The 14,447-nt window shown below is 53.2% G+C and carries 17 protein-coding genes; 6 read left to right on the top strand and 11 right to left on the bottom strand.

The window, feature by feature from the left end:
• Positions 1-55: 55 nt before the first annotated feature.
• Together rph and pyrE are read left to right on the top strand one after the other, a co-directional pair.
• A complete protein-coding gene (gene rph, locus AC6I8R_RS20195; RefSeq protein WP_021186097.1) occupies positions 56-772 on the top strand; it encodes a ribonuclease PH in 717 nt (238 codons plus the stop codon).
• 49 nt (positions 773-821) lie between these two features.
• The gene (pyrE, locus tag AC6I8R_RS20190) at positions 822-1,463 is read left to right on the top strand and encodes an orotate phosphoribosyltransferase (protein WP_021186098.1); all 642 of its coding nucleotides are present in this window, start codon (positions 822-824) and stop codon (positions 1,461-1,463) included.
• A gap of 36 nt (positions 1,464-1,499) precedes the next feature.
• Here the strand turns inward: pyrE and slmA are convergent, their stop codons facing one another.
• The 3 genes from slmA to coaBC all read right to left on the bottom strand — a co-directional run bounded on the left by slmA (position 1,500) and on the right by coaBC (position 3,870).
• Positions 1,500-2,096: a nucleoid occlusion factor SlmA gene (gene slmA / locus AC6I8R_RS20185; RefSeq protein ID WP_021186099.1), complete on the bottom strand. Its 597-nt coding sequence runs from the start codon at positions 2,094-2,096 to the stop codon at positions 1,500-1,502.
• A gap of 117 nt (positions 2,097-2,213) precedes the next feature.
• Positions 2,214-2,672 carry a dUTP diphosphatase gene (gene dut, locus AC6I8R_RS20180; RefSeq protein ID WP_013511034.1) on the bottom strand — a complete coding sequence of 153 codons (459 nt, stop codon included), beginning with the start codon at positions 2,670-2,672 and terminating at the stop codon, positions 2,214-2,216.
• On the bottom strand, positions 2,650-3,870 hold the full coding sequence (gene coaBC / locus AC6I8R_RS20175; protein ID WP_021186101.1) for a bifunctional phosphopantothenoylcysteine decarboxylase/phosphopantothenate--cysteine ligase CoaBC: 1,221 nt from the start codon (positions 3,868-3,870) through the stop codon (positions 2,650-2,652). The genes dut and coaBC overlap by 23 nt, the downstream gene beginning before the upstream one ends.
• Positions 3,871-4,063: 193 nt before the next feature.
• Between coaBC and radC the strand changes: the two genes are divergently transcribed.
• The 4 genes from radC (at position 4,064) to mutM (ending at position 6,255) form a co-directional block, all read left to right on the top strand.
• Complete coding sequence (radC, locus tag AC6I8R_RS20170; RefSeq protein WP_021186102.1) at positions 4,064-4,717, top strand: RadC family protein; 654 nt, start codon at positions 4,064-4,066, stop codon at positions 4,715-4,717.
• Positions 4,718-4,960: 243 nt separating this feature from the next.
• The gene (gene rpmB, locus AC6I8R_RS20165; RefSeq protein ID WP_013511031.1) at positions 4,961-5,197 is read left to right on the top strand and encodes a 50S ribosomal protein L28; all 237 of its coding nucleotides are present in this window, start codon (positions 4,961-4,963) and stop codon (positions 5,195-5,197) included.
• 11 nt (positions 5,198-5,208) lie between these two features.
• The gene (gene rpmG / locus AC6I8R_RS20160) at positions 5,209-5,376 is read left to right on the top strand and encodes a 50S ribosomal protein L33 (RefSeq protein WP_001051798.1); all 168 of its coding nucleotides are present in this window, start codon (positions 5,209-5,211) and stop codon (positions 5,374-5,376) included.
• A gap of 69 nt (positions 5,377-5,445) precedes the next feature.
• Entirely contained in the window at positions 5,446-6,255 is an 810-nt protein-coding gene (gene mutM, locus AC6I8R_RS20155; protein ID WP_415175002.1) for a bifunctional DNA-formamidopyrimidine glycosylase/DNA-(apurinic or apyrimidinic site) lyase, read from the top strand.
• Here mutM and coaD read toward each other — a convergent pair.
• The 8 genes from coaD to AC6I8R_RS20115 all read right to left on the bottom strand — a co-directional run bounded on the left by coaD (position 6,252) and on the right by AC6I8R_RS20115 (position 14,438).
• Positions 6,252-6,737 (bottom strand): pantetheine-phosphate adenylyltransferase, encoded by a 486-nt coding sequence (coaD, locus tag AC6I8R_RS20150; protein WP_021186104.1) that lies wholly within the window; start codon positions 6,735-6,737, stop codon positions 6,252-6,254. The two genes, mutM and coaD, sit on opposite strands and share 4 nt — an antisense overlap.
• Positions 6,734-7,510 carry a glycosyltransferase family 2 protein gene (locus tag AC6I8R_RS20145; RefSeq protein ID WP_415175001.1) on the bottom strand — a complete coding sequence of 259 codons (777 nt, stop codon included), beginning with the start codon at positions 7,508-7,510 and terminating at the stop codon, positions 6,734-6,736. The genes coaD and AC6I8R_RS20145 overlap by 4 nt, the downstream gene beginning before the upstream one ends.
• Entirely contained in the window at positions 7,510-8,784 is a 1,275-nt protein-coding gene (gene waaA, locus AC6I8R_RS20140) for a lipid IV(A) 3-deoxy-D-manno-octulosonic acid transferase (RefSeq protein WP_021186106.1), read from the bottom strand. The genes AC6I8R_RS20145 and waaA overlap by 1 nt, the downstream gene beginning before the upstream one ends.
• Positions 8,785-8,876: 92 nt before the next feature.
• Positions 8,877-10,010, bottom strand: a complete 1,134-nt coding sequence (locus tag AC6I8R_RS20135) for a glycosyltransferase family 4 protein (RefSeq protein ID WP_021186107.1) — start codon at positions 10,008-10,010, stop codon at positions 8,877-8,879.
• Positions 10,003-11,079, bottom strand: a complete 1,077-nt coding sequence (gene rfaQ / locus AC6I8R_RS20130) for a putative lipopolysaccharide heptosyltransferase III (protein WP_415175000.1) — start codon at positions 11,077-11,079, stop codon at positions 10,003-10,005. The genes AC6I8R_RS20135 and rfaQ overlap by 8 nt, the downstream gene beginning before the upstream one ends.
• 72 nt (positions 11,080-11,151) lie before the next feature.
• Complete coding sequence (locus AC6I8R_RS20125; RefSeq protein WP_415174999.1) at positions 11,152-12,135, bottom strand: glycosyltransferase; 984 nt, start codon at positions 12,133-12,135, stop codon at positions 11,152-11,154.
• Positions 12,136-12,156: 21 nt separating this feature from the next.
• Complete coding sequence (locus AC6I8R_RS20120) at positions 12,157-13,437, bottom strand: O-antigen ligase family protein (protein ID WP_497832722.1); 1,281 nt, start codon at positions 13,435-13,437, stop codon at positions 12,157-12,159.
• Between the two features lie 8 nt (positions 13,438-13,445).
• Positions 13,446-14,438: a glycosyltransferase family 8 protein gene (locus tag AC6I8R_RS20115; protein ID WP_036627767.1), complete on the bottom strand. Its 993-nt coding sequence runs from the start codon at positions 14,436-14,438 to the stop codon at positions 13,446-13,448.
• Positions 14,439-14,447: the final 9 nt, after the last annotated feature.

The raw sequence follows: 14,447 nt of genomic DNA, 5'->3' as shown, positions 1-14,447 counted from the left end.
CGCAGAGGAAGTCCGTATAATGCGCAGCCAAACCTAAGCAAGCCGGAGAGAAACCATGCGTCCAGCAGGCCGACACGCCAATCAAGTGCGTCCCGTCACCCTCACTCGTCACTACACCAAACATGCCGAAGGCTCGGTCCTTGTTGAGTTCGGTGAAACCAAAGTGCTGTGCACTGCCACCGTTGACGAAGGCGTACCGCGTTTCCTCAAAGGCCAGGGGCAAGGCTGGGTCACCGCCGAGTACGGCATGTTGCCGCGTTCTACGCACAGCCGTATGGCGCGTGAAGCGGCTAAAGGCAAACAGGGTGGCCGCACGCTGGAGATTCAGCGCCTGATCGCTCGCTCCCTGCGCGCCGCAGTCGATTTGCAGGCGCTGGGTGAATACACCATCACGCTGGATTGTGACGTGATTCAGGCTGATGGCGGCACGCGCACCGCGTCCATCACCGGGGCCTGTGTAGCACTGGCTGATGCTCTCAACAAGCTGGTGGCGGATGGCAAACTGAAATCCAGTCCGTTGAAAGGCATGGTCGCCGCCATTTCTGTCGGTATCGTTGAAGGCGAAGCGCGTTGCGATCTTGAATATGTGGAAGATTCTGCCGCAGAAACCGATATGAACGTGGTGATGCTGGAAGATGGTCGCATGATTGAAGTGCAGGGCACGGCAGAAGGTGAACCGTTCAGCCATGACGAGTTGCTGCAACTGCTGGCGCTGGCGCGCGGCGGGATTGAGCAATTAATTGTGGCGCAGAAAGCGGCGTTAGCAGATTGATGTAACAGGCGACCAGAGAGTCGCCTTTTCTTTATTTGAGGAGTGAGAAATGAAAGCCTGGCAGCGTCAGTTTATTGAGTTCGCCCTGAACAAAGGGGTATTGAAGTTTGGTGAGTTCACCCTGAAGTCCGGGCGCAAAAGCCCTTATTTCTTCAATGCTGGTCTGTTTAATACCGGGCGTGATCTGGCGTTGTTAGGTCGTTTTTACGCGCAGGCCCTGGTGGATGGCGGTGTTGATTTTGACCTGCTGTTTGGTCCGGCTTACAAAGGCATTCCGATCGCCACCACCACTGCGGTAGCACTGGCCGATCATCATGACCGTGACGTGCCTTACTGCTTCAACCGTAAAGAAGCCAAAGATCACGGCGAAGGTGGCCTGCTGGTTGGCAGCCCGCTCCAGGGCAAAGTGATGCTGGTGGATGATGTGATCACCGCAGGTACCGCGATTCGCGAATCAATGGACATCATCAACGCCCATAACGCCACACTGGCGGGCGTGCTGATTTCTCTCGATCGTCAGGAGCGTGGTCGTAGTGACATCTCGGCGATTCAGGAAGTGGAGCGCGATTACCGCTGCAAAGTCACGGCAATCATTACTCTGGCGGAATTGATTGATTATCTGGAAGAGAAGCCGGAGATGGCAGACCATCTGGCGAAAGTGCGCGCGTATCGTAAAGAGTACGGGATTTAATCTTCCGTTGCGGCGCGATTTATCGCGCCGCGACAGTTAAACCAGCTGTGCCGCCAACAATGGCCAGCGGGTATCGAAATCCGCGGTGGGACGATAGCGGAATTCAGAACGGACATAGCGCGACAGCAACCCTTCGCAGAACGCCAATAGCTGGCTGGCGAGCAGGGTTTCATCGGTCTGGAAGCCTTCACCATCACGCATCTTCTTCTCTTTCATCACCTGGCGTAGCTGCACTTCAATGCGCTCAAACAGCTGATTGATGCGTCCTTGCAGGCGGTCCTGCTCAAACATCAATGCGTGACCGGTCAGAATACGCGTCAGTCCCGGATTACGCTCACCAAATCCCAGAAGCAATTGCACGATAAGACGCAGGCGCGCCACCGTCTCTTTTTCATCTTTCAGGATTAGGTTGATGCGCGTAATCAGGCTGTCTTCGATAAACTCGATCAGGCTGTCAAACATGCGCGTTTTGCTGGGAAAGTGACGATAGAGTGCCGCTTCAGAAACACCTACACTGGCCGCCAGTTTCGCGGTGGTGATGCGTTGGCTGCCATCGCTCGACTCCAGCATTTGCGCCAGTGCCTGCAAAATTTCTTCGCGACGGTTGCGCTTCGCGACCTTTTTTTCTGCCATGACCTTCAAGACCCCTGAAATTCACCATAAACAGGCAACACTCACGCGTCTGCCCTGTGTTCAATGCGCACAGAGCAGAAAAGAAGCAAGGGCAGAGGCGTAAGCGAAAAGCGCGTGTTACTGACGGCCAGAGTGACCGAAGCCGCCCGCGCCACGCACGCTGGCGTCAAAATCTTCCACCAGATTAAACTCGGCTTGCACCACAGGTACAAAGACCAGCTGTGCCAGACGGTCACCTGGGTTCAGCGTGAAGCTATCCTGCCCACGATTCCAGACAGAAACCATCAGCTGACCCTGATAATCGGAGTCGATCAAACCCACCAGGTTACCCAGCACGATGCCGTGCTTATGGCCAAGACCGGAGCGAGGCAGAATGACGGCCGCGAGGCTGGGATCGCCAATATGAATCGCCAGGCCAGTCGGCACCAGCACGGTGCTGCCTGGGGTGATTTCCAGTGCCTCATCCAGACAGGCGCGTAAATCCAGTCCGGCTGAACCCGAGGTTGCATAAGTCGGCAGCGGGAACTCAGTTCCTACGCGCGCATCAAGAATTTTAACGTCGATTTTTTTCATCATAACGGCTGACAATCTCGTCTAATAATTGTTGGCCAAGGAGCGTCTTATCACTGAGCGGTAAGACTTTTTCTCCTTCCTGCCAAAAAAGGTGAAGAGCATTGGTGTCGCTATTGAACCCCTGGCCCGCTTTTGCCACATCATTGGCGCAAATCAGGTCGAGATTTTTACGTACCCGTTTTTGCCGCGCGTATTCTTCCACATTCCGGGTTTCGGCGGCAAACCCGACGACATAGGGACGGCCCTCTTTGAGTGCCGCCACCCCCGCCACGATGTCGGGATTCTTCACCAGTTGCAGTGTGACATTATCATCGCCACCCTGTTTTTTGATTTTCTCTGCGGCAATATTTGCCGCCCGGTAGTCTGCCACGGCTGCGCTGGCAATGAAAATATGTTGTTGGCTGATTTGCGCCATCACTGCCGCTTCCATCTCCTGAGCACTCGTGACATCCACGCGCTGCACCCATGCGGGTGTGGGCAACGTGACCGGACCGGCAACCAACGTCACTTTCGCCCCGCGTCTGGCGGCGGCGGCGGCAATGGCAAACCCCATTTTACCCGAGCTGTGATTGGTGATGTAACGTACCGGGTCGAGAGCCTCACGAGTCGGACCGGCGGTGATCATAATGTTGAGATGTTGCAGATCGTTGACGGGTGCGGCCCATTCCAGCGCATAAGCTACAATCGCCAGCGGATCGAGCATCCGTCCCGGTCCGATATCGCCACAGGCCTGGCTGCCGCTGTCTGGTCCCCAAATCAACACACCACGCGCATGCAGGCGTTGCAGGTTCTCCTGCGTAATGGCAGCGCGATACATTTGCTGATTCATGGCAGGCACGATGGCAATCGGGGCTGCGGTTGCCAGACAGGTTGTGGTCACCAGATCGTTCGCCATGCCAGCGGTGACGCGGGCAATCAGGTCTGCGGTAGCCGGTGCCAGCAAAATCAGGTCTGCCCATTTCGCCAGCTCAATGTGGCCCATTGCGGCTTCGGCTGCCGGGTCAAGCAGATCGTCAAATACCGGATACCCCGATACGGCCTGGAGGCTGAGGGGCGTAATAAACGCTTTGGCCGCTTCGGTCATCATCACACGCACATCGGCACCGCGATCGCGTAATCGTCTTACCAGTTCCGGTGCTTTATAGGCTGCAATGCCGCCACTTACGCCCAGCAGAACTTTTTTTCCGGCTAATCCCGTCATTTTCAATCGCCTCGGTTCAACGCAGATTGCCGCGCCAGGCGCGGCAGATAACGCAACTTTACCACAAAAACCACTCGCGCCATTTTCACGGGTTGCGACCTTTGCGAGGCGGCTCTGAAAACCCCATAAACTGGCTGGATTTCACCACGTTGCTGGTTCAGGATGGCCGCAACGCAGGGAAGAGGGCGTAATCATGGAACTGGCACCAAGAGAGAAACTGGCGTCGAAGGGCGCTGAAGCGCTGAATGATGAGGAGCTGCTGGCGATTTTTTTACGTACCGGTTCCTGCGGTGTCAGCGTTATGGCGCTGGCGCGACAGATGCTGAATAAATTTGGCTCACTGTATGATGTCTTGAGCGCCAACCAGGAGCAGTTGGCGGATACTAAAGGCGTTGGGGTAGCCAAGATTACTCAGCTTCAGGCGGTGGCTGAGACAGCAAGACGCTTCTTTGCCAGCCAGTTGGCGCGTGAAAACGTGATGGAAAACCCGCAGGTGACACGCCACTACCTGCAAAGCGTGTTGGCGCATCAGGAACGGGAAATTTTTATGGCGCTGTTTCTCGACAATCAGCACCGCGTTTTACAGGCGCAAAAAATGTTTTCCGGCTCGATAAACAGCGTGGAAGTCCATCCGCGCGAAATTGTGCGTGAAGCGCTAAAACTCAATGCGGCGGCAGTGATTCTGGCACACAATCACCCTTCAGGCATTGCCGAACCCAGCCGCGCTGACCGGGAAATTACCCAAAGAATCAGCAAGGCGTGTACGCTGCTGAATATCCGACTGCTTGATCATCTGGTGATCGGTCATGGCGAGTTTACGTCCTTTGCCGAGCGTGGCTGGCTGTAATTCTGATGACGAAACCGGCGGAAACGGTGTGTTTTTGCGCGATCCATAGGGATCTTTATTTGTTCGGGACTTGAGCACCAGCGCTGACCGGCGTATACTACGCCACCTTTGAGAATCTCGGGTTTGGCGTTTGGGCCAGCTTAGCGGGTTCACATGGAACTCGCCTGGGCGGGCTAAGGCCTGACGAGGCGGCCAAAACCTAGTTTTTAAAGCTCGAGCTGATTTGATTTTTGGAGAATAGACATGTCACGAGTCTGCCAGGTAACTGGAAAGCGTCCGGTGACCGGTAACAACCGTTCCCACGCATTGAACGCGACGAAACGCCGTTTCCTGCCGAACCTGCACTCACACCGTTTCTGGGTTGAGAGCGAGAAGCGCTTCGTTACTCTGCGTGTATCTGCTAAAGGTATGCGTGTTATTGATAAGAAGGGCATCGATACGGTTCTGGCCGAAATCCGCGCCCGTGGTGAGAAGTACTAAGGAACTGAATCATGGCTAAAGGTATTCGTGAGAAGATCAAGCTGGTTTCCTCTGCTGGTACAGGTCACTTCTATACCACCACGAAGAACAAACGTACTAAACCTGAGAAACTGGAACTGAAAAAGTTCGATCCGGTTGTACGTCAGCATGTGATCTACAAAGAAGCTAAAATTAAGTAATTTTAGTGTTCTGCGAAAAACCCGGCTTCGGCCGGGTTTTTTGTTTCTGCGGTTCGTTGAGGAGATGAGATGCCTGAATTACCCGAGGTAGAAACCAGCCGACGCGGCATAGAACCCCATTTAGTGGGCGAAACCATTCTGCACGCCGTCGTGCGCAATTCCCGCTTGCGCTGGCCTGTTTCCAGCGAAATCCACGCGCTAAGCGACCAGCCGGTTCTGAGTGTACAGCGTCGTGCGAAATATCTGCTGCTGGAGTTGCCGCATGGCTGGATTATCATTCATCTCGGCATGTCCGGTAGCCTGCGCATGCTTCCCGGCGAACTGCCGCCAGCTAAGCATGACCATGTTGATTTGGTGATGAGTAATGGCAAAGTGTTGCGTTATACCGATCCGCGTCGCTTTGGTGCCTGGCTGTGGGCCCATGACCTGGCGGGCAGTAGCGTGCTGGCGCATCTCGGTCCGGAACCGCTCAGCGACGAATTTGATGGCGACTATCTGTTTGAAAAATCTCGCGGTAAACGCACGGTGATCAAACAATGGCTGATGGATAACAAAGTGGTTGTGGGCGTGGGAAACATTTACGCCAGCGAATCGCTGTTTACTGCCGGGATCATCCCTGATCGTCCGGCGATGAGCCTGAGCCAGACTGAAGCGACGCTATTGGCCAATACCATCAAGGCAGTATTGTTACGCTCGATTGAGCAGGGCGGCACGACGCTGCGTGATTTTCTGCAAACCGACGGCAAGCCAGGCTATTTTGCCCAGGAATTACAGGTTTATGGTCGGGCCGGTGAGCCGTGCCGTGCCTGCGGCACGCCAATCGTCAGTGGCAAGCATGGGCAACGCAGCACCTTCTGGTGTCCACGCTGCCAGCATTAAGGCTGCGCTAACTTACTCAGCAGTGCCTGATGTACCACGGCAGGTAGAAATGCCTGCACGTCGCCCTGGTGACGTGCCACTTCTTTTACCAGCGAAGATGAAACAAACGAGAAACCTTCGGATGGCATCAGAAACACGCTTTCGAGGTCAGGCAGCAGATGGCGATTCATATGTGCCAGCTGTAGCTCATATTCGAAGTCGGAGACAGCACGCAGGCCACGCACCAACACATTCGCCTGTTGAGCCTTGGCGAAATTCGCCATCAAATCGCTGAAGCCGATCACCTCAACATTTCCCAGATGCGCCGTGACCTGGCGTGCCAGATCAACACGTTCATCCAGGCTGAACAGCGGCTTTTTACTCGGACTGGCGGCAATTGCCAGCACGATGTGGTCGAACATCCGGGCAGCGCGTGTGACGATATCCAGATGACCGAGAGTAATGGGATCGAAGGTGCCGGGATAAATCGCTTTGGTGCTCATACGCGGCCTTGTGTTGAGGTGTGATGCAGCGCCCACAGCGCCGAATATTTATTGAAGGTGTACTGCGCGTTAACCACAGCCAGAATCCAGCCTTGTTTACCATCAAGGAAACCCGCACGCAGCAGCAAGGTTTTCAGAAATGCCCCAAGCGTGTGACTGAAGATGGAGAAAATTCCGCAGCGTTTGCCGCGCTGAAAGCGCTCCTGCGCCCAGGCTTCAGCGTAGTTCAACTGTTTGCGCTGGAACACCACCAAATCGCGGCAGGTCAGATGCTGTAAATCCCCCTCCAGCCTGACGACCGGGGCACCTTGTGTTTCCAGCGACTCATGCACCAGATTATCGTTGTAGTTCAGGTGGCGCGGATACAGGCGCATCACGCGATCGGGATACCAGCCGCTGTGCCGCATAAAGCGGCCAAGAAACAGGTTGCTGCGGTTCAGGCTGTAGACGGTAGCGGCAGGAGGCTGCGCCAACACCTGCTCGATGGCGTGGCGTAGCTGCGGGGTAACGCGCTCATCGGCATCGATCATCAAAATCATATCGCCACTGGCCCTGGCTTGCGCGCGCTGACGCTGTTTGCCAAATCCTGCCCAGGCTTCCGCCTGGTAAACCTGCGCGCCATGCTGACGAGCAACCTCAGCGGTTGCATCATGGCTACCGGAATCCAGCACCACGATCTCATCCGCCCAACTGACGGAAGCCAATGCCTCCGGCAGCAGTTCCGCTTCATTTTTGGCGATCATCACCACGGAGAGACGTTGGCGTTGCGACATTAGTGTGCTCGCGGTGGCAAATGGGGTTCGAGTAAATGTAGCAGACGCTGTAATGCGCCCTGATTTTGATGCAGTACGTCAACGGCGTGGCGACCATAGTAGCGACGATAGTCATCATCCTGTAGCAGATTGGCGACTTCTTTCTCCAGTGACACCACATCGGTCACGGTAATCAGCCCTTCTGCCTGTTGCAGCCTTGCGCAGATATCTTTGAAGTTCCAGATATGCGGGCCCATCAGTACCGGAATCGCATGGGCGGCGGGTTCGAGCGGGTTATGACCGCCACGTTCTACCAGGCTGCCGCCGACAAAGGCCAGATCGGCAATCCCGTACAACAACATCAGTTCACCCATGGTATCGCCAATCACCACCTGCGTGGCGCTGGAAGGGATCTCGCCGCTGCTGCGTAGCGTAAAACTGAAACCACGCTTCTGCGTCAGTTCACAGGCATCTTTAAAACGTTCCGGATGGCGCGGTACCAGAATCAACAGCAGGTCGGGAAATTGCGCCAACAGACGGCGATGTGCATCCAGCACAATCGCTTCTTCGCCATCGTGGGTGCTGGTGGCAATCCACACCGGGCGACGCGGTGCCCACTGGCGACGTAGCGTGACGGCTTTAGCTGCCAGCTCCGGCGTAACTGAGATATCAAACTTCAGGCTACCGGTGACCGCCAGATGCGAACGTTTTAGCCCGAGGCTGAGAAAACGGTCGCCATCTTCCTGATTCTGCGCCGCAATCAAAGTGATGCGTTGCAGCAGGTCGCGCATAAAGCCGCCCAGCTTTTTGTAGCCTTTTGCGGAACGTTCCGAGAGACGCGCATTGGCAATCACTAACGGGATCTGACGCTGATGCAGAATACGGATAATGTTGGGCCACAGCTCGGTTTCCATGATGATCACCAGTCTGGGATTGACCGTATCAAGGAAACGATTGATAGCGCCCGGCAGATCGTAAGGCAGATAAACGTGATGCACATCTTTGCCAAACGCCGATTGTGCACGTTCTGAACCGGTGGGTGTCATGGTGGTCACGGTAATCGGCAGTGTCGGGTAGCGATGGCGCAACGCGCGCACCAGCGGCACCGCAGCGAGGGTTTCTCCCACCGAAACTGAATGCAGCACAATGCCGTTCGGCTCGACTTTTCCACTGCAATAGCCATAGCGCTCCGCCCAGCGTTTGCGATACGCCGGGGCTTTTCGACCGCGCAGCCACAGGCGCAGCCAGATAAGAGGCTGGATCAGATAGAGCAGGGCTGTGTATAGAATCGTCATAGTTATCGTTACGACAGGTTCGCGTCAAAAAGCATAAGAAATCAAGATGACGGCATGTTATCAGAAACCTGACGCCTGCTCATACCCCTTCGTCAAACAGGCTTAAGCACTTGCTGGTAAAGCGAGGTCAGCGCTTGTGCCAGTCGTTGTGGACCATAAGGTTCAATTCTGCGGCGTGCGGCCTCACCCAGTGCGGAGTTCTGCGAAAGTGATGGAATTGCCAACACGGCTTCATTCAACGCTTTGATATCCAAAGCATCACATACGAATCCTTCCTGACCAGCCTGAATGAATTCAGCGCCGCCGCAACCGGTACTGGTGATCACCGCCAACCCGCAGGCCATGGCTTCCAGCACCACATTCGGAAAAGGATCATAGAGTGTCGGCAGCAGCAAGGCATCGGCAGCATGATAGAAAGGCTGCACGTCCTGCTGTACACCAACAAATCTCAGGCGATCCAGACAATTCAGTTGGTTAGCCAGCTGCTGATAACGCGACATCTGCTTGTCCTGGCCGACGACAACCAGGAAGCGATCGCTGCGCGCAACGGCTTCAATTGCCGCTTTTAAGCCTTTGCGTTCAAAACCGGAGCCGACATAAATCATCACCGTCGCGTTCTGCGGCAGCCGGAGCTGCTGGCGTGATATGTCGCGCTGTGCTGCGGTAGCCGGTTGAAAACGTTGGCTATCAATAGCGTTGTGAATGACATGGATCTTGCTGGCATCTAACGAGAAACAACGCAAAATATCCTGCTTTACCATCTCTGAATTACAGATTACCGCTTTCAGCGACGGTGCATTGAACATTTCGCGTTCGGCCTGTAATACGTAGCGATGATAAGGGCTAAGCGAGGCGCTCAGGCGCTGCCATGATGAGACAATACGCGCGCGTTGCTCCAGCCAGACACGATGCACGCCATCGCCTGCGCGAAAGATATCGCAACCCGCAATACGCTCGTGGCTCTGCACAATATCAAACTTTTCCCGTTCCCAGCAGGCGCGGGCGGCCACGGCAAAGCCACGCTCACGCGAGACACGGCCAAATTTGGTCGGATTGCAAATGTGCAGATGCCAGGCCGGGTTTGGCGTGCCTTGCCAGCTGCGAGTAATGATATTGAGGTCCAGTTGCTCACTGTCCAGTGCTTCCAGCGCGCGCGAAATAAAGCGCTCGGCCCCGCCGTCCGGACGATACTTCTGCCGGACAATTGCCAGGCGTAGCTTAGTCATGCAAAAAACTCCTTGCCGCGGCGACCACATCGGCAACCGGGATGATCGCTAAGTAGCGCTGGTGCGTTTTGGTGTCGATGGAGTCCGGGTCGGGCAGGGGGCCGTAATCACCGGCCCAGATAATGCGATTGTTATCGCCCCAGGGACGCCAGAACTGTAGCTTGGTGGGGCCGAACAGCGCCAGGCAGGGCGTATCAAGCGCGGCAGCCATATGCATCGGCGCGGAATCGACACCAATAAACAATCGGGCTTTGGCGATCAGTGCCGCCAGTTGTGGCAAAGAGAATTGACCGGCGAGTGATACGACATTGTCGCTCTGACACAGGGACCGGATACGTTCAATCATCGCCAACTCTTTTTTATCCGGGGCGGAGGTCAGCACCACGGTATGACCGTCTGCGGCCAGAGCGTCGATTAACTGCGCGACTTTTTCATCATCCCAGCATTTGAATTCCCAGCGTGAAGTGGGTTGCACTACCACATAAGGTGCATTGACCTGTTGCCGGGCTAATATTTCCTGCACTTTTTGCTGGTCGGCGGCGCTGAAATGCATAGACGCTTTGGCCCCTGCCGCGGTGATGCCGAGAGGAGACAGTGCCGACATATTTTGTTCAACGGTGTGGAGATTACCGTGATCATCGGTACTCACCAGCAGGTTATGGCACCAGCGCCAGATGGCGCTATCGCGCTTGTGAAAGGCGAAACCAATACGAACCGGGGAACCAGAAAGTTTGGTGAGAATGGCGCTACGCCACTGATCCGCCAGATTAATCACCAGATCGTAATGGCACGCGCGTACAGCAGAAATCAACGCAACTTCATGGCGGAATTTCTGCCAGCCGCCTTCCTTTTTCCAGTTGCGATCGATGATGTGCAGTTGCCGAATGGCCGGATGAGCTTCCAGCATTGGGCGCGTTTCTTTATACAACAGGACGTCAATATTGGCTTGTGGGTAACGTTGGCGAAGTGCATTGATCACCGGCGTGGTCAGCAGCATATCGCCATGATGGCGCAGCTTTATCAGCAGAATATTTTGGGGTGAAAAGTGGTCTGGAATCGGGCTTGCCATACTAAATGATCTCAAAATTCAGTGAGCTGATTGTAGGGCAAACCCACCAGGGGTGAAAGCCAGGCGCGGCGCTTATTTCTTACGCCAGCGATAAAGACGACTTAGCCACAACAGCAACTGATACCATTGCCGGATGCCACGCGCATTACGCAGCATACGCCTATGTGTTTGGGTCGCGAAGAGGTCATGAATGATCGCCTGGCGCGCACCCGCATCGGGTTCACGGCGAATACTATGGCAGACGCTCAACGCTTCGTGCGTAATCTGATAATGAAACGCCGGGTAGATTGTCACTTTATGCTGGTAGCGGGCATTGATCTCCTCCAGCATTTGGGCAATTTTCAGGTAATGGCGTTGATAGGCCACATTCTTTTCACCCGTGCGCTTGCGATTGCTGACAGAACTATCGTGCATGTAATAACGATAAAGCACGCGATCGGTGTAGCGTACACGTCGAGCGTTGAGCATGAATTCCGTCGTCCAGGGAATATCCTGATGATGTAACCCGGGTTCAAAATACAACTGTAGTTGTTCAATTAACTCGCGACGATAAATACCCAGCCAAACGACATGCATATAGCGATGGGTTTTCAGCGCCCGATTTAACCATTCCGGGCCACTCAGTACCCCGGTTGACCTTAAGCGGTCATGGGGTATCAACGGCTTGATAAGTTGGCTGGCTTGAAAGAACCATTCGGCATTGCACTGGGCGGCATCGAGGTTATCACTTTCAGCCATTTCGACTAAGGTCTGATACATCGTCGGATTCACGGTGTCATCGGCGTCTGGAAACGTCACATATTTGCCGCGTGCTACGGCCAGACCCGCGTTTCGCGCGCGTGACACACCACCATTCGGTTGATGGATTACCCTCACCTGTGCGTGCTGCTGTGCATAAACATCAGCACGCTCCCCGGAGCCATCGGTAGAACCATCATTGACAATGATGATCTCCAGATTGGTCAGCGTCTGCGTCAGCAGTGATTGCATAAAAGAGTCCAGCATCACCCCGGCGTTGTACATTGGGGTGATGATGGAGAGGAGAGGGAAGGGCATACTTTCTATCATCGCTCGTGTTTAATCATGGTGCCTGGAATGCTCGGTTTTGACCTGTCGCGTCATCATAAAATATCCCCACACCAGAAGAATGAAGTAGGGAGATTCACGGTTATAAAATTGCGAGTCGCCCATACTAAAATAGATAACCGGGATAGCTAATAATAAAGCTTCGTAGCGCGGAGATTTACCAAATAACGGCACCAGCAATAAACCAAGAAAAAAGCCCAGCATAATCATCCCGCCAACGATGCCTTGCAATGAAAAGCTCTCAACGAGATCGTTGTGGGTATGGTATTGAATATTGAGATAGGCGATTTCATTTTTCGGCTGATGTTTATCCAGCCATTCTTTCGTTTCCAGACTGCGCGTGTCGGCACTTTGCCCCCACGGATGCTGCGTGAAGGCCCATAATCCTGCCTGCCACATGCCAAATCGTCCACCAATTGAGGTGCTCGGATCCCCTGCGGAATATTGCTGAACCTCGGTTTTAACCGTCTCTACGCGGTCAAAAAGTTGGTCTGAGTATTTGCTGAGGCTAAAAATACCGGTAAGCAGGATGGCTGAAAAAATGCCCAGCCAAATCAATCGTGAACGCCCGGGGGTGGTCACAATGTGATGCAACATACTGGCAATGCAGAACAGGCTGAACAATAAAATAGCGGAACGCGTTTGAGTAACGCCGAGTAAAATAAAGGAGACAACCAGGGTGATAAAATATGGCGCGGCGTAATGTCGGGGAAAAACACGGCGGAGAGACCACAAGGTCACCAGCGAAAGCACTGTGAACATATAAGCCCCAGAGGTTGCCGCATCTGAATTAATTTTAGGGCGTTCTCCGGTATGGATAACTTGTTCAATCCCAATACAGGCTACAACGAAAATCGTGAGACACAAAATCAACGTCCCAACCTGGACCAGACGGGCAGGCAACCGCCATTCAGGAGACAGACGATAGACGCAGTAAATGACAAACGCCCCCAGAATCATTCTTTTTCCACTGATTTTATAGTGTTCAGCAATCAGTGGTAACTGGTGGTTAATTGTTGTGATTGCCCAAACCCACTTACTCAGGCCTAAAAGAAGAACCAGGGTAGGTATCCAGTAAAAATAGAGTTTTTTCTCGCGCCACACCAGCCAGGCGAAGCTAAAAAACGAGATGTAGGTAAGCATGTAATAGGCGTTGCGGGAAATCTCTCCGGAGACAAAGAAAAATGCCATCGAGATTATTGTGAGAGAATAAAATATTATCCCTCTTCCCTGTTCAGTTTTCATGAGTTTAGAAATTTCAGCAATGCGCATCATCATTCTTATTTAAAAAATTTATGTTTAATATAATTAAGCATCCAGAAGAGACTGGCAGCGTACTCTTTTTTATGGAATTTTATCCGGGCAAAACGTTTCATCTCTTTATGATGGCGAGGTTTATCAAGATGCAGTGATGACCAGGGAGATAAACGATAATAATCTAAATAAAGATGTGAAAGATTACCGCCGCTCCATGCATGCCAGGGTTTGCATTTTCCAGTGTAATGGATCATGACAGTATCATTAGGGGTGCTAAAATTATGCCAGACCTTGTTCGCAATGATGTCGTAAATAAAATTGTATTTATCCGGCAATATCAGAGTGTCATTTTCCAGAAGAATGTTTAATGCATCCTGGTCGGGGAATCCAAAATTTGCACCCTGAGCAACTAATAAATCTATTATTTTCTGGGTTGTGTCATTCGCCAGCCAACGCGGGATATTGATCAACATAAAGCCAGAGTTAAAGTAATTGCCTTGTTTAAGGCCCAGCTTCGGACATTGATTCTGGCGTGCACGTACGGTGTCATTACTGGCACACAGGATGACATGGCTGATATCCAGCGTGAATAGCGGAGAATAATCTCCCACCACTAATGTATCGGCATCAAGGTAGAAAACACGATCGCTATAACGAGCGACAGTTTCTGGAATCAGGAACCGATAATAAATACTCTTTGGATAGCGTCCGACTGCGGGCAGCTTTTCCAGCCAACTATCATTGAAAAGATGGAGTGTTATGGCGAGCGGCTGGTTACCGGCCAATTGCTTCAGGCGATCAATATCATCATCAGCTAATGTATCGGTAAATATATGAATATGGAAAGCCGTAGTGGGATGGTGCTTTAGCAATGAAAAGAGGGTAATACCCATTCCTCTGGCATAGTTATGATTAATGCCAAAAGCAACATGTATAACCGATTCGTCGTTGTGAGGCAGCGTGTTAAGCAGTGTTTCGCTTTGCTGGACGGCCTCAGTATGAAGGTGTGTTGCCATTATGCTGTA

Source organism: Pantoea sp. X-Soil-OKNW-713 (genome assembly GCF_059730685.1).
This window is presented reverse-complemented; position numbering and strand designations above follow the sequence as displayed.